Annotated in this window: 19 protein-coding genes; 7 read left to right on the top strand and 12 right to left on the bottom strand. The window is 60.2% G+C overall.

Features of this window, described 5'->3' with window-relative positions; translation table 11 throughout:
- The 5 genes from MHK09_RS11760 to MHK09_RS10980 form a co-directional block, all read right to left on the bottom strand.
- On the bottom strand, positions 1-1,297 hold a 1,297-nt coding region (locus MHK09_RS11760; protein ID WP_494546142.1), incomplete at its 3' end, for a TtfA family protein.
- A gap of 95 nt (positions 1,298-1,392) precedes the next feature.
- Positions 1,393-2,250, bottom strand: a complete 858-nt coding sequence (locus MHK09_RS10995) for a sulfurtransferase (protein ID WP_250413566.1) — start codon at positions 2,248-2,250, stop codon at positions 1,393-1,395.
- A gap of 56 nt (positions 2,251-2,306) precedes the next feature.
- Positions 2,307-4,862, bottom strand: a complete 2,556-nt coding sequence (clpB, locus tag MHK09_RS10990) for an ATP-dependent chaperone ClpB (protein ID WP_005329335.1) — start codon at positions 4,860-4,862, stop codon at positions 2,307-2,309.
- A gap of 132 nt (positions 4,863-4,994) precedes the next feature.
- Positions 4,995-6,407 (bottom strand): TetR/AcrR family transcriptional regulator, encoded by a 1,413-nt coding sequence (locus tag MHK09_RS10985; RefSeq protein ID WP_250413565.1) that lies wholly within the window; start codon positions 6,405-6,407, stop codon positions 4,995-4,997.
- Between the two features lie 254 nt (positions 6,408-6,661).
- Entirely contained in the window at positions 6,662-8,035 is a 1,374-nt protein-coding gene (locus MHK09_RS10980; protein WP_005329337.1) for a sodium/glutamate symporter, read from the bottom strand.
- A 179-nt stretch (positions 8,036-8,214) separates the two neighbouring features.
- Here MHK09_RS10980 and MHK09_RS10975 point away from each other — a divergent pair, with 179 nt between their 5' ends.
- Positions 8,215-9,387, top strand: coding sequence for a 2-polyprenylphenol hydroxylase (locus tag MHK09_RS10975; protein ID WP_250413564.1), 1,173 nt, complete (start codon positions 8,215-8,217; stop codon positions 9,385-9,387).
- Here MHK09_RS10975 and MHK09_RS10970 read toward each other — a convergent pair.
- Positions 9,384-10,199, bottom strand: coding sequence for a carbon-nitrogen hydrolase family protein (locus MHK09_RS10970; RefSeq protein ID WP_250413563.1), 816 nt, complete (start codon positions 10,197-10,199; stop codon positions 9,384-9,386). The two genes, MHK09_RS10975 and MHK09_RS10970, sit on opposite strands and share 4 nt — an antisense overlap.
- Positions 10,200-10,290: 91 nt before the next feature.
- On the opposite strand from MHK09_RS10970, the gene MHK09_RS10965 reads away from it, so the two are divergent.
- Positions 10,291-10,554 carry a hypothetical protein gene (locus MHK09_RS10965; RefSeq protein WP_250413562.1) on the top strand — a complete coding sequence of 88 codons (264 nt, stop codon included), beginning with the start codon at positions 10,291-10,293 and terminating at the stop codon, positions 10,552-10,554.
- Positions 10,555-10,589: 35 nt separating this feature from the next.
- The gene (locus tag MHK09_RS10960; protein ID WP_250413561.1) at positions 10,590-11,717 is read left to right on the top strand and encodes an alpha/beta hydrolase; all 1,128 of its coding nucleotides are present in this window, start codon (positions 10,590-10,592) and stop codon (positions 11,715-11,717) included.
- Positions 11,718-11,733: 16 nt separating this feature from the next.
- Here the strand turns inward: MHK09_RS10960 and exaC are convergent, their stop codons facing one another.
- The 5 genes from exaC to dnaK all read right to left on the bottom strand — a co-directional run bounded on the left by exaC (position 11,734) and on the right by dnaK (position 17,829).
- A complete protein-coding gene (gene exaC, locus MHK09_RS10955) occupies positions 11,734-13,254 on the bottom strand; it encodes an acetaldehyde dehydrogenase ExaC (protein WP_250413560.1) in 1,521 nt (506 codons plus the stop codon).
- 244 nt (positions 13,255-13,498) lie between these two features.
- Positions 13,499-13,948, bottom strand: coding sequence for a heat shock protein transcriptional repressor HspR (locus MHK09_RS10950; RefSeq protein ID WP_250413559.1), 450 nt, complete (start codon positions 13,946-13,948; stop codon positions 13,499-13,501).
- A gap of 20 nt (positions 13,949-13,968) precedes the next feature.
- Entirely contained in the window at positions 13,969-15,174 is a 1,206-nt protein-coding gene (dnaJ, locus tag MHK09_RS10945) for a molecular chaperone DnaJ (protein WP_250413558.1), read from the bottom strand.
- Positions 15,175-15,271: 97 nt separating this feature from the next.
- Entirely contained in the window at positions 15,272-15,979 is a 708-nt protein-coding gene (gene grpE, locus MHK09_RS10940) for a nucleotide exchange factor GrpE (protein ID WP_005329345.1), read from the bottom strand.
- Entirely contained in the window at positions 15,979-17,829 is a 1,851-nt protein-coding gene (gene dnaK, locus MHK09_RS10935) for a molecular chaperone DnaK (protein ID WP_005325523.1), read from the bottom strand. The genes grpE and dnaK overlap by 1 nt, the downstream gene beginning before the upstream one ends.
- A 454-nt stretch (positions 17,830-18,283) precedes the next feature.
- On the opposite strand from dnaK, the gene MHK09_RS10930 reads away from it, so the two are divergent.
- The 4 genes from MHK09_RS10930 to MHK09_RS10915 all read left to right on the top strand — a co-directional run bounded on the left by MHK09_RS10930 (position 18,284) and on the right by MHK09_RS10915 (position 20,756).
- Positions 18,284-18,460: a hypothetical protein gene (locus MHK09_RS10930; protein ID WP_179387052.1), complete on the top strand. Its 177-nt coding sequence runs from the start codon at positions 18,284-18,286 to the stop codon at positions 18,458-18,460.
- A gap of 183 nt (positions 18,461-18,643) precedes the next feature.
- Positions 18,644-19,834, top strand: coding sequence for a sensor histidine kinase (locus MHK09_RS10925; protein WP_250413557.1), 1,191 nt, complete (start codon positions 18,644-18,646; stop codon positions 19,832-19,834).
- Positions 19,835-19,929: 95 nt separating this feature from the next.
- Entirely contained in the window at positions 19,930-20,085 is a 156-nt protein-coding gene (locus MHK09_RS10920) for a hypothetical protein (RefSeq protein WP_250413556.1), read from the top strand.
- A gap of 11 nt (positions 20,086-20,096) precedes the next feature.
- Positions 20,097-20,756, top strand: a complete 660-nt coding sequence (locus MHK09_RS10915) for a response regulator transcription factor (protein WP_250413555.1) — start codon at positions 20,097-20,099, stop codon at positions 20,754-20,756.
- Positions 20,757-20,932: 176 nt separating this feature from the next.
- On the opposite strand, the gene MHK09_RS10910 is transcribed toward MHK09_RS10915, so the two are convergent.
- Positions 20,933-21,539 (bottom strand): LPXTG cell wall anchor domain-containing protein (locus MHK09_RS10910; RefSeq protein WP_250413554.1); only part of this gene is annotated, 607 nt, incomplete at its 5' end.

Raw genomic sequence — 21,539 nt, 5'->3', positions numbered from 1 at the left:
AGAGACAGGTGTGGGAATCGGGGGTGGGGCGCTCGCGGCCGTCGGCAATGGCGTCTACTTCGTCGCCGCCGAGGGCGCTGTGCTCGACTGGCCCGCGGGTTTCAGAGTAGGCCCGAGACGGCATCTGCAACGGCTCTTCCGGGCGCTGGATGACGGGACGCTCGAATTCGGGCGCGCCTGCGGCCGGCGCGCCGCCGACGACCTCGACGATGGGCTGGGCGGGAATCTCGCGGGCTGGGTCCAATTCCTCAAGGCGCACCACGTGGGTGGCCGAGGAACGCGGGGGGAGGACGCGGGCGGCGTCGGCAAGCAGGGCGAGAGGTGGCAGCATCGCGTCCCATTCCGCGGAGCGTGCCTGCTTCGTGGTCTGCGCCAGGACCCACTCCGTTTCCATCCAGAGTGCGGTAACGGCTTCGGGCATTTGCTGCAGGGCGACGTGGACGCGCTCATCCACCATGCGCTCGGTCACGGCGCTATCCGAGGAATACACATCGAAACCCTCGATGGTCATGGCCAACAGCAGATCCTCGGAGGTCTTCGCATCGTCCCGGTCGAAGCGACGGAAATCCACGACCATGTCGGAGGCCGCTCCGGTGCGCATGGCCATGACGTTGACGCCGTCGATATCCATCAACAGCATCTCGTGGCCGTACACATTGCCGGCGACAATGTCTTTGGGAGCCGCTCCCGTGGAGGCCACTCCCCTAGTCCATTCGTCTACGAGGTAAGGGTCGGCCTTCATGAATTCAAATCCCTTGGCTTCCGCCCAATTGCGGCGCTCGCGGCGCATGGTTCCTGGCAGGATCGGCCGGTGGCGTGCGTGTGGCTTGGAAGGCGCGGGGTGCTCGCTCGCGGACTCGTGGCTCGGCCGGTGCTCCGGTTCGGGGGTCGGTTCGTGCTCGGGGGCCGGCTCGGGTTCGTCGGTTGGCTCAGGTTCTTGCTGGGCCGGGGTCTCGGTCGCGGGCTCGGGAGCGGGTTCCGGCGCGGGAGCTGGCGCAGCTGCTTCGGTGGCTGGGGTGGCCGAATCGGCAGGCTCGGCCGCGGCGACGCTTTCGGGCGCGGCGTCGGTGGATGCGGAGTCCGTCGGAGTGGGATCTGCGGGGGCGGCGTCCGCGCGCTCGGCGTCCGCGCGCTCGGTGTCCGCGGGAGTGGGATCCGCGGGGGTGGGAGCCGCGGTGCTGGGGTCCGCGTCGGTGGCGGGTGTAGGGGTGGAGGTGCGCTGTTTGCCGTCGTAAAGCAGCAGGGCACCGCCAGCAATGCCGAGAAGAACCGCGAGAGCAAGGATTAGAAAAGCCATCACCCCACGATAGTAGTAGGAACGAGCAAGCCCCCAGCGCTCGGCGCGCGGACGCGCGAGGCTGAGGGCGAAGGCGAGGGGGCGGGCTGGGGCAGTTAGCCGTTGACTGTGAGGCGGTCGCCGCGCTCCACCGGGTTGTGGGGGTTGGCGGACCACTGGGACCAGCCGCCGACATAGTGGCGCAGGCCGGTGAAGCCGGCGTCTCCCATGGCGGCGAGGGCGAGGGCGGAGTGGTTGCCGGAACCGGAGTAGATGATGGCGCCTTGGACGTTGTCGGGGGTGAGGCCGGCGTCGAAAAGCACTTCGCGGATTTCGCCCGCAGACTTCCAGGTGCGCAGGCCATCGTTGTGGAACAGGCGCTCCGGCACATTGACGGCGCCAGGGATGTGGCCGGCCTTGAGGTCGAGGTTCTCGCGGCGGCCGGCGAAGCGGTTGCGGGTGCGGGTATCGATGAGCAGGCCATCGTGATTGCGCACGTCATCGATGGTGGCCACGGGCATCTGGCCGGGGTTGACCTCGGCGGTGGCACCGACGGCGAAGTTGCCGGGGCCGGTCAGCGTGGTATAGCCCAGGTGGCGCCAATTGGCCAAGCCGCCGTCGAGGATGCGGACGTTGTCCAGGCCGGCCCAGCGCAAGGTCCACCAGGCGCGGCCGGCGAAAAGGCCACGGCCTTCGTCATAGACCACGACGGGACGGTCCTCGCGGATTCCCCACTGGCGGAAGTGTTCCTGCAGCTTATCCGGATCCGGCAGCGGGTTGCGGCCTACCTGGGAGCCGGGCAGGCCGGCGAAGGAGTTGGCGGTATCGCTAAACAGCGCCGTCGGGATGTGCAGGGAGGTAAATTCGTTGTAGCTCTGGCGCAGCTGGGGCTGCCAGTGGGTGGCCAGGAGGGTGAAACGCTCGCCGTGATAAATGGATTCGCGGAGTTCTTGCGGGGAGACCAAAATGCTCATGCCCCCGAGTCTAGGGGCATGAGCAGGATTTGGCGCGGCGGGCGCTGCGCGGCCGACTAGCGGGCGGCGATGTCTAGTTCGGCGCCGCCATCGGCGACGTCCACGTGGACGGTGTCGCCATCGACAATATCGCCGGCCAGTAGCTTCTTGGCGAGCTTGTCACCAATGGCCTGCTGGATGGTGCGGCGCAACGGGCGGGCACCATAGGCCGGGTCGTAGCCGCGCTCGGCCAGCCAGGACTTGGCGGAATCCGAGACCTGCAGGGTCAGGCGGCGGGCGTCGAGGCGCTCGGACAGGCCGCGCAGTTGGATGTCGACGATTCCGCGCAGGAGATCCTCCGACAGGGGCTCGAACATAACCACATCATCGAGGCGGTTGATGAATTCGGGCTTGAAGGCCTTCTTCACCGCGTCCATGGTCTCCTCGCGGGTGCCGCCGGCGCCCAGGTTGGAGGTCAGGATGATGACGGTATTGCGGAAGTCGACGGTGCGTCCTTGGCCGTCGGTAAGCCGGCCTTCATCCAGGACCTGCAGGAGGACGTCGAAGACGTCGGGGTGAGCCTTTTCCACCTCGTCGAAAAGCACGAGCGTGTAGGGGCGGCGGCGCACAGCCTCGGTGAGCTGGCCGCCGGCCTCGTGGCCGACGTATCCCGGAGGGGCACCGACGAGGCGGGAGACGGAGTGCTTCTCGCCGTACTCGGACATATCGATGCGCACCATGGCGGATTCATCGTCGAAGAGGAAGTCCGCCAAGGCCTTCGCGAGCTCGGTCTTGCCCACACCGGTGGGGCCGAGGAAGAGGAAGGAACCGGTCGGGCGGTTGGGGTCGGCCACGCCCGCACGGGAGCGGCGAACGGCGTCCGAAACCGCGGTGACAGCTTCCTTCTGGCCGACCACGCGGTTGCCCAGCACGGATTCCATGTTGAGCAGCTTCTCGGTCTCGCCCTGCAACATCTTGCCGGCCGGGATGCCGGTCCAGGCGGAAACGACCTCCGCGATGGTGTCTGGGCTTACCTCCTCATCGAGCATCGTATTGCGCTGCTCGGCGGCCTTGACCTCCGCGGCCGCGAGATCCTTTTCCAGCGGTGGAATCTTGCCGTAGTTGATCTCAGAGGCCAGTGCGAGGTCGCCGTCACGCTCGGCAATTTCGGCTTGGCGGCGCAGGTCATCGAGTTCTTCCTTGATGTTTTGGACATCATCGATGGCCTTCTTTTCGTTGGCCCAGCGGGCCTTGAGCTCGCCGAGCTTCTCGCGCTGGTCCGCGAGCTCACCCTGCAGGGTAGCCAGGCGATCCTGGGAGGCGGCGTCAGATTCCTTCTTCAACGCCAGCTCTTCGATCTCCATGCGGCGAACGATGCGCTCGAGCTCGTCGATTTCCTGCGGGGAGGAATCGATCTCCATGCGCAGGCGGGAGCCTGCTTCATCAACGAGGTCGATGGCCTTATCCGGCAGGAAACGGTTGGTGATGTAGCGGTTGGATAGCTCGGCGGCCGACACCAGCGCGGAGTCCATGATGCGCACGCCGTGGTGCACCTCGTAGCGCTCCTTCAGACCACGCAGGATGCCGATGGTGTCTTCCACGGAAGGCTCGGCGGCGTAGACCTGCTGGAAGCGGCGCTCGAGGGCGGCGTCCTTTTCGATGTACTTGCGGTACTCGTCCAGGGTGGTGGCGCCCACCAAGCGCAGCTCGCCGCGGGCCAGCATGGGCTTAATCATGTTGCCGGCGTCCATGGAGCCGTCGCCAGTAGCGCCGGCGCCAACGATGGTGTGCAGCTCGTCGATGAAGGTGATGATCTCGCCCTCGGAGGATTTAATCTCATCGAGCACGGCCTTGAGGCGCTCCTCGAATTCGCCGCGGTACTTCGCGCCGGCGACCATGGAGCCCAAATCCAGGCTGATGAGGGTCTTGCCCTTGAGGGACTCGGGGACGTCGCCAGCCACGATGCGGCGGGCCAGGCCCTCCACGATGGCGGTCTTGCCCACGCCGGGCTCGCCAATGAGCACTGGGTTATTCTTCGTGCGGCGGCTAAGCACCTGGACCACGCGGCGGATTTCCTGATCACGGCCGATAACCGGGTCGATCTTTCCCTCGCGGGCGCGCGCGGTGAGGTCCGTGGCGTACTTTTCTAGGGCCTGGAACTGGTCCTCTGGGTTCTCGGAGGTTACCTTGGCAGCGCCGCGCACGGAGGGGAAGGCACCCTTGATGGCGTCATAAGTAGCACCACGGCCGGTAAGTAGCTCGGCGGCGTCGGTCTTTGAGCCGGCAATGGCGGCGAGGAGGACCTCGGTGGAGACGAATTCATCCCCCAGCTCTCCGGCCAGCTCCTGCGACTTGGTCAGGACGTTAAGGCCATCGCGGTTAAATTGCGGGTTGGCCATATTGGCACCCTCGGCCTTGGGATAGGAATCAACGAGCTCGCGGGCTTCCTTGAGCACGGTATCCGGGTCTACGCCGGTGGCCTTAAGAACTGGGGCGGCAATGCCACCTTCTTGGCTCAAGATAGCGGCCAGCAGATGGGCCGGGCGGATATCCGGGTTGCCATTAGAGGAGGCGGTTTGCAGGGCGTCTTGCAAAGCCTCTTGTGTTTTAGTGGTGGGGTTAAATGAGTTCATGTGTGCGTTGCTCCTTCTAAGTTTTATTCACCCACTGTAGGGCTTCACTTAGCACAACGCACCCAGAGTTGAGCCTATTCCACTCAACCTAAATATTTTTGAGCGTAGTCCGCTCAACTTTGCGCAGGGGTCTTAAACCTGCTTGAACTCCTCATCTTCGTGACCCAGAATCTGCAGACTATGGGCGATGGCGAAGAAGGATACGGTCACTACCTGGACAAAAAGCGCCCACTTGAGATCTTCATTGAAGCTCTTGAAATCGCCAATGCTGCACAGGTGTGCAATGCCGTTAGCGCCGGCCCACACGGCCAGCGTGCTGATATAGACCAGCTGGTCGGTAGGGGTAATACCCATCTCGATGACAAACTTGCGCAACAGGTCCATCATGATGGCGAAGTTCTTGGTCATGCCCTCGTGCGAGCTGCCATCACCATTGTGCGGAACGATGGAACCGCTGGCCAGCGCGATAATGGAGCTGAAACGCTCTGGGTACATCATCGCGTAATTAAAATAGGCAGCCGCAACAATCTGCAGTTGGTCTACAGTGGGGGTGTCCTCCGGAAGCGCGGCGAGACAATCCTCGAAGACCTGAGCCATCTCCATGGTCGTAAGGGTTTCGGCCGCCTCGCGCAACGCGAAGTCATTGTCCACGATGGTGGCCAGGAAATCCTTGGAAGTTCCGAGCCTGTCGGCCACGTGATCAAAGAAGCGGCGGTCAACACCGCGGCGGCCGGCGACGCGCAAGGAAGCCTCGATGACGACCCGCTTGGCCTCCTCCGGATCCATCTGCTCGAGGTTTTCCGGAGCTACGAAAGGCTTTTCGCGCTCGCTGCCCATGACCCCTTCTACGATGGCACGGGCATCGTTCATGATGGGGCGACGCTGTGGGATCTGCTTATTCTTAAACCAATATTGCAGGGCATCGACTACGAGCCGATCGACCTGCTTGAGGTTGGCCGCGCGAATAACGGCATGTTGCAGGCGCAGGATACCTACCACGCTCAAGTGGCCCATGCCATGGATGACCGACCAACACGCCAAGGTAATGCGGCCGATTTGCAGGGGAGAGATGTCTCCGTCGTGGGCCACGACGGCACCTTGCTCTTCGGCAAAGCGCTTGACGACGTCCAGCGCCATGTCCGCACCCGGAGTCCCCGACTTTTCCCCCTTGGCGAATTGGCAAACGTGCTCCTCATCGAGGGCATCGTATTGCTCAAAAAGATAGTGATAGATGGCGGGCTCGTCTTGTGCGTAGGCAAAATAGGCCTCTGCCAGCTGCATGAGAACATCGCCGCCGGAATTATCCTCCGGCAGGTGGCGCGCCGCTTCCACCATGTATTCAGACATGCGACGATCCAAGAAGGCGGGGATTTCCGCGAGCATGTCGGCACCGGTGGCGAATTCCTCAGCCACCGCCTGTGGCGAGAGACCAGCCTGGTCCGCCACAGATTCCACGGCAACGGCCCGCTCGCCTTCGCAGGCCGCTACATAAACAGCGGCTTCCAGGATGATCACCCGCCTGGAAGCCCCATCCAACTGGTACATTTAGTTCCTCATCAAGACAGAGATTGATACCCGCTGATTCTAACAAAATTTAAGGTACAGGGATAGTCCCAATCGAATGCTCTTTTCGAGAAAGCCATTTCTCATCGATATTAACGGTGGTAGTGCGACCGATAGGCCAAGGTCACGGCCGCGAGTATTCTCATCACGCCCCACCGGCGAATTATTTTCTTAACTTTAGTGCGGCCAATCTCATAGTTTTTTAAGTTTGACCGAGGGGGCGTCGGCAAGCGCGGCTATGCCTGCTTCTGTCCTACATGGCCGATGCCCTCTTGGAAGATAGTGCCGCGCGGTGGCATAAGGCGCATGGACTTGAAGGCAATGTAGACGCCGATGGAAATCGCCAAGGAAATGGCGCCGAAGGCGCCGGTAAATCCGTACATGACGGCCATGGGCGCGATGATGGTCCACGAGATTTCGAACGGGCCGAAACCGATATAGGCCATGCCGTATTCGGACAGCGTGCCGGACTTGAGCTTGGGATCCACAATCTTGAGGATGGCGATGCCGGTCGCCACGGTGGCGGTGGCCCAGCCCCAGCCAAAGATGCCGCGCTCAATCCAGCGCTCACCAAAGAACTCGGCCGGGAACCACAGCAAGAAGAATACGCAGAAGATGGTGCCCAGGACGAAGAGCAGGAGGAGTGCCTGCCAGTAGGAGGCAATGGCGGCCGGGACGATGGCGGCCACACCGAAGGCAATGAGGTAGTCCGTGGCCGCGCCGGAGATGGAGGAAATGGAGTCCTTATCCAGGTAGTCCTCAGCGCCGACGAAGTTCATAAGTGCGCGGAAGATTAGGCCCACCACCATGGACATGGCAAAAAGCGGCACGGAGACATTCTCCCAGATGCTGCTCAAACCCTGGTTGATGCCGTAGGCGGTCATCACGGTCAGGATGATGAAGCCGAAGTGCAACGCGAGCGGCTCAATGGAGGAGGGGTTGGTGGTAGCGCGGCCGAGCGACGGGCGCTCATCGATGTTTTTGATGTAGCCGCGGCGCAGCTCTTCTGGTAGTTCCTTGGGCACGTGGGAGACCTTGCCCTTGCGGATGCCCCAGTTGCCGGCGATCACGCCGCCGATGATTGCGGCCAGCGTGCCGACGGTCGCGGAGGTAAAGCCCAGCGAGGAGGCGGCATCGGCGCCCACGCCCTCGAGCGCACCACCCACGGCCGCGGCGGTACCGAAGCCGCCGGTGAAGCCGACGGGCAGCATCATGCCGAACCAATTCGGGGTATCGAAAAGCGGCGCAAAGAGGAAGAGGCCCAACACGATGAACAGGCCCCACTGGCCGGTAAACATCATGGTGGAATAGCCCCACATATTGCGCGCGCCCTTGCCCATGTTGCCGCCCACTTCCATGGAGTAGGCCATAGACGCAAAGACCACCGCGATGAGGATGGAGGTGTAGTCACCCAAATTATCGGAGAAGTTGATCCAGCCCAGCACGTTTGGGCCTACCAGCAGGCCGATGAGGCCGGCGGTAATCGGGGCAGGCAGCAGCAGGTCCTGGAAGATAAACTTCACCTGGTGACGCAGGACATTGCCGATGACCATGAGCAAAGAAATCCAGCCCACATCCAGCATGAGCGTATAAGCGGAAAAATCTTCCATGGGGACCCTTTCTAGCTGTGCAATTATGGCGGCTTGCCCCCGTTAGAGGGCAGACGGATAGAAAATACAATACCTGCCACCAAGTGAGCCACAACATAGGATCCCATTTTCACCCCCGCTACAGCTTTCAGTAGGTAGCTCGACCCCCGGTTGGGCGCTGACTATTAGGATGGTCAAACATGTGGGAATTGGGCGAGCATTTTCGAAATTACGCAGACGAGTACCGCGATGCGGTGCACGAGCATTTCTTTAACGCGGTACCTGAATCCCGGCAGATTTTTGCGCTGTCCATGCGCGATACCCATACTTCGATGGTGCCTGCGCTGGCATGGGTGATTGAGCATACGGAGCCTGGGGAGCCCCTGCTTGCCGACGTCTCCGCAAAGCTCACCCAGCTCGCCCGCGATCACCGTCGGCATGGGTTTCCGGCCGAAATCTATTCCCGCTTCGATGATGCCCTCGTAGCAGGCCTGCGGGTTTTGGCGCTGACGCAGTATCAATACAACTTTGCCTGTGACGTCATCCACCAGGTATGTACCACGATGGCCGGCGCCGCACGGGAGTCCGACGCCGCCGGCGAGGCACCGGCGCACTCGGCGCAAGTGGTGGCGGTGGATCACCCCACTCGCGAGACGTCCATCATCCGCGTGGAGGCTGGCTTGGCTGTGCCCTATCAACCGGGGCAGCACTTTCCGGTGACCACGCAGTACTTGCCGGGACAATGGCGGATGCTCACCCCTGCGCAGCCGAGCGACGGAACCGGCCAGGTGGTCTTTCACATCACCACCGCGGGCGAGGCGTCCCGGTCCCTCGCGCACGCGCAGCCCGGAGACTGGTGGACCTTGGGCCAGCCCGCCGGCGGCATTAGCCTCCAAAACGCGGACGCGGGTGAACTCGTGATCATTGCCTACGGCACCGGCTGGGCCACGGCCCGCTGCGCGGCGCTCGCCGCACTGGGCGATAAAGACCGCAGCCGAGTACCGCGCCTCTTTGCCGTGGCGGGCAGCCCCGGCGCCAACTATGACACCTACTTCCAGCAGAACCTGGCAGCCCTCGGCGTCCCAGTGCGCCGCATCGTGCGGGAAGAACAAGACCCGTGGTTGCTCAATGCCCGCGAATTGGCGCCCGGCGCCGACTATGTAGTCTCCGGGGAACCGACCGATGTAGTAGTCAACGAAGTGGAGTTATCCACAGGCACTCCCCCGCGCTTCCTACTCGTCGGACCGGCCGACGAGGTTGTGGAAGGTGCGGAAAGGTTGGTTCAAAGGGGCGTCGGCAAGCAGCAGATCGACGTCCTTAGCTGGGGCCGCGACGGGCGCTGGCAGCCGGAAGACTACGCGGCGCTGGCCTAGTCCGCAGTGGGCACAACCGGCAGGGCGCGGCGGGTTTTCGCTACCTCATTCGGATCGATGTCGGCATAGAGGATGTCATCCTCATAGCCGGCCTCGGCGATGCGCACGCCATTCGGATCGACGATGGTGGAATGGCCAATGCCCGTTGGTCCGGAAGGATTGCCCGCCTCAGCGTCACCGCCTGGGCGCGATTGGCCGGCTGCGAGGATATAGCTGGTGGAGTCCAAGGCACGCGCGGCCGTGAGCAGGCGCCACTGCTCCAGCTTTCCGGGGCCGTCCGCCCAGCTCGTGGGCACAACAATGAGCTGCGCGCCCTGGCTGGCCAGCTCCTTAAACTGCTCCGGGAAACGGATGTCATAGCAGGTGGCTACGCCCACAATAAGGTCATCCACATCGAAGGCTACGAGCGATTCGCCGGCCAAGACCGTATCCGATTCGCGGTAGTCAAAGGCATCATAGGTATGGGTCTTGTCGTAGCCGCCCAGCACACCAGGACCTGCTATGAGCGCCGTATTGGTCACGCGATTAATGGTCTTGCCCTCGCGCTCCACGGTATCGGCCGGGCAGAACATGCCGGCGACGACGGTAACCTCGAGCTCCTCTGCGAGCGCTTGGATCGCCGTGGCGAACGGGCCTTCGAGCGTCTGCGCCTGCTCATCAAGGCGCCCGGAGCGGAAATTCTGCGCCGTGGCCTCCGGCAGCACGATTAGCCGCGCTCCGTTTCCGGCCGCCTCACGGATCTTGGCAAGGGCCAGTTCCTGGTTTTCGGTGATATTACCGGTGGACGTTAACTGCACTGCTGCTACCTTCATGCCTCCCAAAATAATGAAGCAGGGCGGAGTTATCCACAGGCTGCGCCTTTACCCCTAGCGCGGCGTTGTGTAGTCCTTCAGGCTTAGGGGCATGAGTTATGTAGAAATTCCCACGCACCTGCCCGATTTCGTCCGCTCCCTCATGTCGCGTCCTCCGCTGCCACCGCCGACGGCCACGCTCGATACCGCCTGCCGCACCGCGGCCGCACTAGAGCGAGCCCGTGCCACCTGGTCCAGCGCCGTGGCCGCAACGGAGGACGCCACGGCCGAGCAATTGCGCTCCATTGAGGCCTTCCTCAACACTGCCGCCGGGGTGGATTCCCACCTGGGCCAGGCATTGGGAGATGCGCGATGACCCTATCCGTGGCTTTAAGACATGGCGCCAGTATCTTGCATAGCGAACACGCTGAACTGCGCTTTCGGCTTATAGATGCGCACCAGGATTGGCGCGACCTATCACTGGGTGGACCCGCCGGCGAGGCCGCGCGCGCCAGTTTGGCAAGCTACACCGACTGGCTCGCACAACCGCTGCACCAGATGGAGGAGGTTGCCACCACCCTTGAACTCCACGCCAGCCTGCAGGCCCGCCGCGAGGAACTTGAGGACCGCATCATTGCATTTCTGGGACAAGTAGATGAGCGCAGCGGGGTAGCTGCCAGCACGGCTGGGCTGTTGTTGAATCAGGTGCGGGCGCTGGGCGATTCCCTCGACTGGCTCTGCTCCCAAGAAATCGATGCCCTATGTACGCCTGCCGGGGTGGCTCCACCCGTTCGCTTGGAAGACTTCTCCGATCTTCCAGTAGATACCGTCCACGAGATAAATCTTGCCCACGCCAGCGAGCACGTATCTCAGCTAGCCGCGCAGAACCCAGATATGCGAGTCCTAGAAACTAGCGACGGACGGCTCGTAGCCATGGTGGACCCCGGCGGCTTCCGGACTACGCCGGCATCGCTTACCACCTTTGTGGAAGGTGTTCACTCTTCCGATCCAGAAACCTGGCAGCGCGCGGTGGACCGCGGCCGCAATCTAGCCAAGGCCAGCGGCGGGCCGGCGGTGGTGTGGTTAGGCTACCAGGCGCCATCCTCCCTGCCCCGTGCGGTTCACGCCACTCCCGCGCGCACTGCCAGTCAAGAACTCGCCCGGTTTCAGCGTTCGCTCGGTACACGTTATCCGCAGGCCAAGCGCACCGTTGTGGGATACTCCTATGGTTCTGTTGTCACTGGGCATGCCGCACAGCAGGAAAGAATTGCTGAGGACGTAGTGCTCGTCGGCAGCCCTGGCACCGGCGCCGGTCACGCCTCAGAACTGCATGGCCGCATCTGGGCGGCCACAAACGCCAACGACCCCATCGCTATTGCGACGGGGCCTAACGGCGGCATCCATGGCCCCGATCCCACCATTGATGCCTTTGGCGCCACTCCCCTTCCCGGTGCGGATGGCCTCCCTGGCGATCATGGCTCCTATTGGGAGGACCCACGGTTCTTGCGTGGCCTAGGCCACGTGGCACGCGCGAACTAGTCCGAGGGGTAAGGCCTTAGAACAGACCAGCCGGCTGGTCCGAGTAGGAGACCAACATATTCTTAGTCTCCTGATAATGGCCCAGCATCATCAAGTGGTTCTCACGGCCAAGGCCAGACTCCTTGTAGCCGCCAAAGGCGCTGTGCGCTGGGTAGTCATGGTAGTGATTGACCCACACGCGGCCAGCCTGGATATCGCGGCCTGCACGGTAGCAGATGTTTTGGCTACGCGACCACACGCCGGCACCAAGGCCGAAGTTGGTGGCGTTAGCGATTTCGATCGCCTCGTCATAGTCCTTGAACGTAGCTACGGAGAGCACCGGGCCAAAGATCTCTTCTTGGAAGATGCGCATGTCGTTATTTCCCCTAAACACGGTGGGCTCAATGTAGTAGCCCTTTTCTAGACCTTCCACCTTGTTCACGTGGCCGCCAACAAGAGTCTCCGCACCTTCTTGCGGACCAATCTCCAGGTACTGCTTGATCTTGTCCATCTGCTCCTGGGAGGCCTGCGCGCCCATCATGGTTTCCGTATCAAGCGGGTGTCCAATCTTAATCTTCTTGACGCGCTCAACGGCCAGTTCCAAGAACTTATCCGCAATGTCTTCATGCACCAGCGCGCGCGATGGGCACGTGCAGACCTCGCCTTGGTTAAGGGCAAACATGACAAAGCCCTCTACGCACTTTTCCAGGTAGGAATCGTCTTCATCCATGATGTCTTTGAAGAAGAGGGACGGGGATTTACCACCCAGCTCCAAGGTAACGGGGATTACCTTGTCAGCGGCAGCCTTGTTGATGATCTTGCCCACAGGGGTAGATCCGGTGAAGGCGATTTTGGCAATGCGGTCCGAACCGGATAGTGCCGCACCGGCTTCATCTCCCAGGCCATTGACGATATTAAGCACGCCGTCAGGAAGAAGATCACCGATGATATCGATGAGCAGCAGGATGGATGCTGGGGTTTGCTCAGCCGGCTTCATAACAATGCAGTTACCTGCAGCCAGTGCGGGCGCGATCTTCCAAGCGGCCATGAGCAACGGGAAATTCCACGGGATAATCTGGCCTACGACGCCGAGCGGCTCATGGTAGTGATAGGCCACGGTATCCTGGTTGAGCTGGGACAGGCGGCCCTCCTGGGCGCGGATGGCGCCAGCGAAGTAGCGGAAGTGATCCACGGCCAGCGGAATATCAGCGGCCAGCGTTTCGCGTACGGCCTTGCCATTCTCCCAAGTTTCCGCGACCGCAATCTTTTCCAGATTTTCCTCGATGCGGTCCGCAATGCGATGCAGGAGCAACGCACGCTCGGCCGGGGTGGTTTTACCGAAGGTTTCGAAGGCCTTTTCCGCGGCATCGATAGCCAAGTTGATATCGGCTTCTTTGCCGCGAGCTACCTGGCAAAATACCTCGCCGTTTACCGGACTGATGTTGTCCATGTATTCACCATCGACGGGCGCCACCCATTGGCCGCCGATGTAGTTGTCATAGCGTTCGCGGTAGTCAACGATGGAGCCTTCGGTTCCGGGGGCTGCATACAGGGTCATGGTACATGTCCTTTCCTGGAGAAATTTACAGGCGGTGGTGTTGTACAGCACTATTTATTACTGATGTGTTGCACATCACCCGTTCGCTAGTCATCCTAACCCGAAACTTTGCAATGCGCACTGATTACGGTTGCCCACTTTGCAAATATTCACATTCCGCCGCGAGTACGCGAGTAGAAGAAAACCCCGCACCCAGCGGGAAAGCTGGTTGCGGGGTTGGGTGTACTCGTCTGCAGAGCGAGAGTTAGTCTTGGCCGTATCCACGGCCGCGGGAACGCTTGCGCTCACGCGCGGTGCGCGGGCTCCACATCACCACGGAAGTGGACCGTGGTACATGGACAAGCTCACCACTGCGCTGCGAGCGACGTCCAGCGGCCTGCTCACGCAGGGCCCGGACCTCTTCAGCTAAAGCGTCGCGCTCCGCCTCGAGTTGATCGCGTTCCTCGGTCAACTCAATGATGGACTTGATGCCGGCAAGGTTGACGCCATCGTCTTGGGACAGCGCCTGAATCTTGCGCAGCAGCTCGATGTCCCGGTCGGAGTAGCGGCGGCCACCGCCACGAGTGCGGGCCGGGGAGACCAAGCCCATGCGGTCATAGGTGCGCAGGGTTTGGGCGTGCATTCCGGAGAGTTCCGCAGCTACGGAGATGACGTAGACCGCGGTACCGGAATCTTCTGCCTTTCCAGTGCTCATTTCTTAACACACCTCCTGCCTTAAGCATTCTCGGCGCCGGCCCAACCCGCACGCGGGTTGAAACCGGAGTCCTTTTCCGCTTGAGCATAGGTGCGCAGGGCGCTGGAGGCAGCGGCATCGAGCTTGGTGGGCACGGTGACCTGCACGGTAACCAGCAGATCGCCGGAGTTGCCACCGCGCTTGACGATGCCCCTTCCGCGCACCCTCAACGTTCGTCCATCCGGCGTACCAGCGGGGATCTTCACGCGCACCGGGTTATCCAAAGTTGGAACCGCGATGGTATCGCCCAAGGCCAGCTCCGTGAAGGACACCGGAACGGTGACATGGAGGTCATCGCCCTCGCGAGTAAAGACCTTGTCCGGCTTTACAGTCACCGCTACGAAGAGGTCACCGGCCGGGGTGCCGTTGGGACCTGCTTCGCCCTGACCGGCGAGGCGGACCTTTTGCCCATCGATGACGCCGGCGGGGATGCGCACGGTGATATTGCGGGTGCGGTGAACCGTGCCGGTGCCGTGGCAATCCTTGCACGGATCCGTGATGCGCCGGCCGGTACCATCGCAGTCCTGACACGGGGCAGAGAAACCGAAAGCGCCGCGGTTCTCCGAGGTAAAACCGGTACCACTGCAGGTGCCACAGGTAGAGGTCTTGCCGGAAGCGGAACCCGAGCCGTGGCACGTGGTGCACGGCGCATTGCCGCTGAGTGCCAGGGGAATGGTGGTTCCCTTAGCGGCCTCGCGGAAGTCGAGGGTTATTTCCGTTTCGACGTCGGCCCCCCGCGACGGTTTAGCTGAGTGGCCAGCACTACCGCCGCGGTTGAAAACGCTACCGAAGATATCCCCAACACCGCCGCCTTGAGCCGATCCTCCAGCGGATCCTCCGAAGAGGTCCGAGAGGTCGAATTCTTGCGCACCTTGTCCACCCATGCGCGTGGATCGAAACCCGCCGGGAAATCCGGCGCCTCCCATCCGTCCAAAGCCGCCTCCATTGCGGAGCATGGCCTTGAACTGGTCGTATTCCTTGCGCTCGGCGGCGTCGGAAAGCACGTCGTAGGCTTCCGCAACCTTCTTGAACCTTTCCGCTGCCGCGGGGTCGTCCGGGTGGGTATCGGGGTGATTTTCGCGCGCTAGCTTGCGGTAAGCACGCTTAATCTCGTTCTGGTCTGCGGACGAGGAGACCCCCAGATCCGCATAGTAATCTTTGTCTGCCCATTCGGGTTTAGCGCTCACTGGGCATCTCCTCCTTTCAAAGAGAATCGATACAAGTTAAGTAAAAGGGCGCCGCGGGAAGGTCACTTATCAATTCCCAGGGCGCCCTTTATGTTATTTACTCGGAATCTTCCGAGCTGCCGGACTCATCGCTGGGGTCCGCGATGATGACCATGGCATTGCGCACGAGCCTGTCGCCTACGCGGTAGCCCTTCCGCAGCACGGTACCAAGCACCTGCTCATCGCCGGAGGACAAGTCCTGCACGGCTTCGTGGACCTCAGGGTCGAAGGCATCGCCTTCCTCACCAAAGGCAGCGAGGTCGTGCTTTTCCAGCGTGCTGTAGAACTTATCCGCAAACGCCTTGAGCGGGCCTTCCAAGTCGCCGTGTTCACGAGCCAGTTCCAGGTCATCAAGGACAGGCAGCATATCTGCGATGACCTTGGCCTTGGCGGTCTCGATTACGGCCTGGCGGTCGCGCTCGGTGCGGCGGCGGTAGTTGGTGTATTCCGCATTCAGACGCTGCAGGTCTTCCGTGCGTTCTGCCAACTGTGCTTCCACATCGCTGGCGCCGGTGCCTGCGGGCTCCTCACCCGCTGCTTCGGCTTCTACCTCATCAGCGTTGACATCTGCCAGCGCTTCTTCGAGGTCAGCATCGAGGGTGGGATCCAGCTCGGCTTCTTCGGTGGCGTCAGCCTGCGCTTCCTGCGCAGCCTGGGCCTCCTCGGCCTGCTCGGCAGCAGCCTCAGCGCGGTCAGCCGAGGTAGCCTCCGGATCCGTGTTTTCCGGGTCGCCTGGGTTGTGCGGCATTCCGCTGTCCTGAGTCATTACTTGTTGCCATCCTTGTTCTCGTCCTCGTCAACGACCTCAGCGTCGACGACGTTCGGGTCACCCTGCGCAGCGCCTGCATCGGCAGCGCCCTCAGCGCCTGCCTCAGCAGCCTGTGCCTCGTAGATCTGCTTGCCCATCTCCTGGGATTCGGTGGACAGCTTCTCCACTGCGGACTTGATGGCCTCGAGGTCATCGCCCTTTAGAGCCTCATCAACGGCGTCAGCAGCCTCGGTGACCTTGGTCTTAACATCCTCGGATACCTTGTCAGCGTTGTCATCCAAGAACTTGCGGGTCTGGTAGGAGGTGGACTCTGCGTTATTGCGCAGCTCCTGCTCCTCGCGGCGCTTCTTGTCCTCTTCAGCGTGCTGCTCAGCATCCTTGACCATGCGGTCGATCTCTTCCTGGGACAGGCCGGAACCATCCTGAATCTTGATGGTGTTCTCCTTGCCGGTGCCCTTGTCCTTTGCGGTCACGTGGACGATGCCGTTGGCATCGATATCGAAGGTGACCTCAATCTGCGGAACACCGCGCGGTGCCGGAGCAATACCACCGAGCTCGAAGGAGCCGAGCAGCTTGTTGGCGGTAGCCATCTCGCGCTCGCCCTGGAAGACCTGAATCTGTACGGAAGGCTGGTTGTCTTCCGCGGTGGTGAAGGTCTCGGACTTCTTGGTCGGGATGGTGGTGTTGCGCTCGATGAGCTTAGTCATCACGCCACCCTTGGTCTCAATGCCGAGGGACAGCGGGGTGACGTCGAGAAGCAGCACGTCCTTAACCTCGCCGCGCAGCACGCCTGCCTGCAGGGCAGCGCCGACTGCAACAACCTCGTCCGGGTTAACGCCCTTGTTGGCATCCTTGCCGGTCAGTTCCTTAACCAGGTCGGATACGGCTGGCATACGGGTGGAACCGCCAACGAGAACAACGTGGTCGATATCGCCGACGGAAAGATCAGCGTCCTTGATGACCTGGTTGAACGGAGCCTTGGTGCGGTCCAGCAGATCCTGGGTGATCTTCTGGAACTCAGTGCGGGTCAGGGTCTCATCCAAGAACAGCGGGTTCTTGTCGGAGTCAACGGTGATGTACGGCAGGTTAATGTTGGCCTGCTGGGAGGAGGACAGCTCAATCTTGGCCTTCTCTGCAGCCTCGCGCAGACGCTGCACGGCGCGCTTATCCTTGGTCAGGTCAACGCCCTGGGAGGTCTTAAAGCGGTCTACCAGCCAGTCGACGATGCGCTGATCCCAGTCATCGCCACCCAGCTCGTTATCGCCGGCGGTGGCCATAACCTCAACGACGCCATCGCCGATTTCCAGCAAGGAGACGTCGAAGGTGCCGCCACCCAGGTCGAATACCAGGATGGTCTGCTCCTGCTCGCCCTTTTCCAGGCCATAAGCCAAAGCAGCTGCGGTTGGCTCGTTAACGATACGCAGCACGTTCAGGCCTGCAATCTGGCCAGCTTCCTTGGTGGCCTGGCGCTGTGCGTCCTCGAAGTACGCAGGAACGGTAATAACGGCGTCAGTAACATCCTCACCGAGGTAAGCCTCTGCGTCGCGCTTCAGCTTCATCAGAGTGCGAGCGGAAATCTCCTGGGAGGTGTAATCCTTATCATCAATGTTGATCTTCCAGTCGGTACCGATGTGGCGCTTGACGGAGCGAATGGTGCGGTCAACATTGGTTACCGCCTGGTTCTTAGCGGACTGGCCGACCAGGATTTCGCCGTTCTTTGCAAAAGCAACGACGGAAGGCGTGGTGCGGGAGCCCTCAGAGTTAGCGATAACGGTGGACTCGCCACCCTCCAGTACGGAAACGACGGAGTTCGTCGTACCAAGGTCAATACCTACTGCGCGTCCCATGATTTCTTCTCCTTTTATCTTGAGGTAATTAATAAAGTTGACTGTCAGTGACTCAACTTCTCGTTGCGTCCGAGCGCTACTGTAACAGAACTTCTACGTCCGGTCACACAACCTTGAGTCCGTGTCACTCAATCTCTACAACAGGTAGCCTACAAAAGTTATTCCCCGCGACTCAATTTTTCTTCTAAACTTTCCTTTTGTGCAGCTCAGCGGCGCTCTTGTCGACGCCCACCCCCTACCCTCCACACGATCACCCCCTTCACCCAACACTGCCCCATACCCAAACGGAGCTCCTTACATAACCTTAAGAGGATCCAAAAGTCACCTCAGAAAGGATCCAAAAGAGGATTGGCAGCCCGCCCCTGCTACCGCATACTAGGAATCACAGCAGTTAAGAGCTGCTACCCCCAGAGAGAGATTGTAGTTTTACTCCGCCGATCCGAAAGGAATGTGTATGTTCGATACCCTCGCAGACCTCAGCTCCGCCATCGACTTCGAGGCACTCATCAAGGGCATCAAGGGCCTCATCGAGGCTTCCTCCGAGTCCAACACCGACTCCGAGGGCCTGTCCTCCGTATTCGAGGGCCTGTCCTCCAAGGATGACGCAGAGGCTGCCGCAGAAGCTAAGTAATTAGCCTTCTGTACTCCTTCATGAAGACCAGCTAAACCCCCTCACCTTCTTCCTCCGCTCGGAACCCACCACAAGGAACCGCGCACGAAGGTGCGGGGGTTTCGCTGTTTTCAATCGCTGTTTCACGTTCGCTGTACCTACACTAGGGAGATAAAACCCATTGAGCCTTAGCATCCAGGAAGCGTGGACCGTACCGTGTCGAAACCTTCACAGCTGCCCCTTCACCAACGCATCCGCGCGGCCATGACCCTGCAGCGAACAGCAGCCATTACGGCCTTCTTTTGCGTTGTCCTTACCCTGCTAGGCGCATTCCTTACCCCCACAGAACACCAGTTATCGGCAGCCATTCTTGGATTAGTTCTCACAGTGATAACTACTTCAGGCTTTCGCTGGCCTTTGGGAATGGCCGGTACCTTTGTTGCCGTGTGGCTAATCGCTACATTTCTTACAAGAACCCCTTTTATCTGTTCGGTGTTCCTAGCTCCGATTTTCCTAGCGGTAGTTGCTTACCACGGCAAACATAGCCACACAATTGCTGTCGGCCTACTCCTATGGATTTGCGGGCTCATTGATCCCGAAACGCTTGAACTAAGTATCCACCCTGCCCCAGCTTTCACTTGGGGAATGCTAATTGGCGTCGGTGGCGTAATTGGAGCGACCTTCGCCCACTCTGCAAACCGATATAGATCTGCCATGGTGGAGTGGAACGATGACGTGAAGCGCCGACAAACCGACCTCGCCGAAACCTTGCACAACTCGGTTGTTTCTAACCTAACGGTAAACACCATGCAGCTAGAAGCCCTGAGCCTTGAATATTCCAAGCATCCAGAGCTAGCGAAGAGACTCGATGAGCTCAGCGATTCCATGCGCTCTTCCATGTCGGAAGTTCGGGCACTGACCAAGGTCCTGCGGAATAATATCGATGGGGTTAACGACGGCATGAGTTTTGGTTCAACCACGAAGCCAACAAGCTTTGCCCAGCTCATTTCAGAGGAAGAGGAACGCCTTTCCCGCCTCAATCGATCACCCGTTGTTGAGGTCAAGGGCGAAGAGTTTGCGCCAGAATTTCCCCAAGAAATTCTGGAACCCATCGCAGCCATCACCACAGAAGCCTGCCTAAACGCGGTGAAGTATTCTCCACCAGGGGCGGAGATTGTAATTTCCGTTCGACCGCATATGGGCTGGACGGTCATTACCATCACTAATCCCGTAGCTAAACCAACAAGCAAGAACACCGAAATGTCCTCCGGCATTGGTATGTCCTCTATGAACCGGATTGCAGCCACGATGGACGCGCGATTGGACACGGATTTGGAGTCTGGAAAATGGGAGTTGAATCTATTTCTGCCGCCCAGCGCCCATAAGCGGCGTTAGTTCCACCACGTTGTATAGCAAAGGCTTAATTCTTACACTAAGCTTTCGCTTGTTTCTGCCTATTCAATCTTTCACAAACAAAAAGGAGCGCCTTAATGCAGGCCGCACTCGCAAGTCTTCTCGCCCCACTCATGTTGTCTTCTTCCATCTTCGGCGCCGGCCTTACCCTTGGTGAGCTGCCAAAGACTACGGCATACGCATCTCCCGTCGATATTGCATTTGGTTGCCCGGCTCCATGGTGCGTGAAGTAAAAATATCCCTCTTGGTCGTCGATGACGACCCACTTGTCCTTGAAGCCTTAGGGCGCTACTTCGCCTCGGCTGAGGACATGGAGGTGCGCGCCACCGCAGAAAATGGCAAGGTCGCCCTCGAGCTTTTGCAAGAGCAGGACTTTGACGTCATTGTCGCGGACATCCATATGCCCGAGATGGATGGCACGACCCTCTTGCGTGAGGTTAACAAGCTGGAAGACCCACCGGTCTTTGTTGCGATGACCGCGATGGACAATGACGAGACCCTCAAAGAGGTCATGTCCAATAAGGCCGCGGCCTATATTCTGAAAAGCTCCAAACCGGTCTACATCTTGGATACCGTGCGTGAGGCTGTACGCGGCGGCACGGTTGTCACCCCGCAATCCCTTACCCGCCTTTTTGAGCAGCTTCCTGATTGGAGCACCACGGGCGCCGACGCTAATGCAGCAGCATCGACCGCGAAGTTTAAAGACAATCATCATATCTCGCCTGCTTTAGAGCAGGTTCTAGACCTAGTCTGCCAAGGCAAGTCCAATGAAGAAATTGCCAAGAGCACGCACTACGCACCGGGCACGGTGAAGAAATACGTATCTACCTTGCTCAGTGAATTCCATGCTAAATCCCGTCTTGAACTAGCGGTGAAAGCCCTAAAGGCTGGTTACGGTTCCTGACCTGACTACTTGGCGACAACGAAATCTTTTCCTTCAGAGAAGTGATTTTCCTGCACTGTCCGAGAGACTTGCGTTCTGGGACCACCTTTCAATGAAATAAACCGCGTCTCAAGCAACTCGTATTGAGCGGCTTAAGACGCGGTTTAGGCTACTAGGGAGCTATCCGCCGAGCTTCACTAGCTCTCAGTAGATTTACGATTCCTTCGAACTAGGAATAGACCAGCTGCAAGTGCAGCAAGGCCACAAAGGACCAGTCCGAGTACCGAGGCACCAGTATTGGCCAACCCAGTGAATCGTTCAGTGTGGGCGGTAGGAGTACCTTGGGTAGAGGTAGGCTTTGCCACTAGTGGCGCCTTTTCCGTCGGCCCGTGAGGATTAGTCTCGCCGTCTTGGTGAGTATCCTCAAGCACGTTATCAGCTTCCTTCTGGGGCTTTTCTTCCAAGCGCTTCTCATCCGTAGATGGAACCGAGCTATGCGGGACAGGCTTACCGGATGGCACCGCTGAGCTCTTACCGCTCGACAACAGCGGAATCAATGGAACCAGGAGCCAGCCCAAAGAGGACTTGGAAGATTTATCCGGATTGGTCGGAGTTGGGTCTGGGTCTTCGGAGGGCGCAGGGGTAGGCTCATCGCCTCCTCCAGACGGACAGTTTGGATCGTTAGGATCAACAACAGTCGTCGTCACCGTAACCACACCATCATCACCAGGAGTAGGCTCCACCGGCTCAGACGGCTGACCACCCTCAGACTCCGACGGCTTACACACCTTCTCCGTCTCCGTC

Source organism: Corynebacterium tuberculostearicum, assembly GCF_022347235.1.
GTDB classification, from domain to species: Bacteria; Actinomycetota; Actinomycetes; order Mycobacteriales; family Mycobacteriaceae; genus Corynebacterium; species Corynebacterium tuberculostearicum_F.
The sequence above is the reverse complement of the archived record's forward strand: the minus strand, read 5'-3'. Positions and strand labels throughout refer to the sequence as shown.

Excerpts from the sequence above, each read along its gene's own strand:
- MHK09_RS10995 (WP_250413566.1), bottom strand. The coding sequence starts at position 2,250 with ATGAGCATTTTGGTCTCCCCGCAAGAACTCCGCGAATCCATTTATCAC.
- clpB (WP_005329335.1), bottom strand. The coding sequence starts at position 4,862 with ATGAACTCATTTAACCCCACCACTAAAACACAAGAGGCTTTGCAAGAC.
- MHK09_RS10985 (WP_250413565.1), bottom strand. The coding sequence starts at position 6,407 with ATGTACCAGTTGGATGGGGCTTCCAGGCGGGTGATCATCCTGGAAGCC.
- MHK09_RS10980 (WP_005329337.1), bottom strand. The coding sequence starts at position 8,035 with ATGGAAGATTTTTCCGCTTATACGCTCATGCTGGATGTGGGCTGGATT.
- MHK09_RS10975 (WP_250413564.1), top strand. The coding sequence starts at position 8,215 with ATGTGGGAATTGGGCGAGCATTTTCGAAATTACGCAGACGAGTACCGC.
- MHK09_RS10970 (WP_250413563.1), bottom strand. The coding sequence starts at position 10,199 with ATGAAGGTAGCAGCAGTGCAGTTAACGTCCACCGGTAATATCACCGAA.
- MHK09_RS10965 (WP_250413562.1), top strand. The coding sequence starts at position 10,291 with ATGAGTTATGTAGAAATTCCCACGCACCTGCCCGATTTCGTCCGCTCC.
- exaC (WP_250413560.1), bottom strand. The coding sequence starts at position 13,254 with ATGACCCTGTATGCAGCCCCCGGAACCGAAGGCTCCATCGTTGACTAC.
- MHK09_RS10950 (WP_250413559.1), bottom strand. The coding sequence starts at position 13,948 with ATGAGCACTGGAAAGGCAGAAGATTCCGGTACCGCGGTCTACGTCATC.
- grpE (WP_005329345.1), bottom strand. The coding sequence starts at position 15,979 with ATGACTCAGGACAGCGGAATGCCGCACAACCCAGGCGACCCGGAAAAC.
- dnaK (WP_005325523.1), bottom strand. The coding sequence starts at position 17,829 with ATGGGACGCGCAGTAGGTATTGACCTTGGTACGACGAACTCCGTCGTT.
- MHK09_RS10930 (WP_179387052.1), top strand. The coding sequence starts at position 18,284 with ATGTTCGATACCCTCGCAGACCTCAGCTCCGCCATCGACTTCGAGGCA.
- MHK09_RS10920 (WP_250413556.1), top strand. The coding sequence starts at position 19,930 with ATGCAGGCCGCACTCGCAAGTCTTCTCGCCCCACTCATGTTGTCTTCT.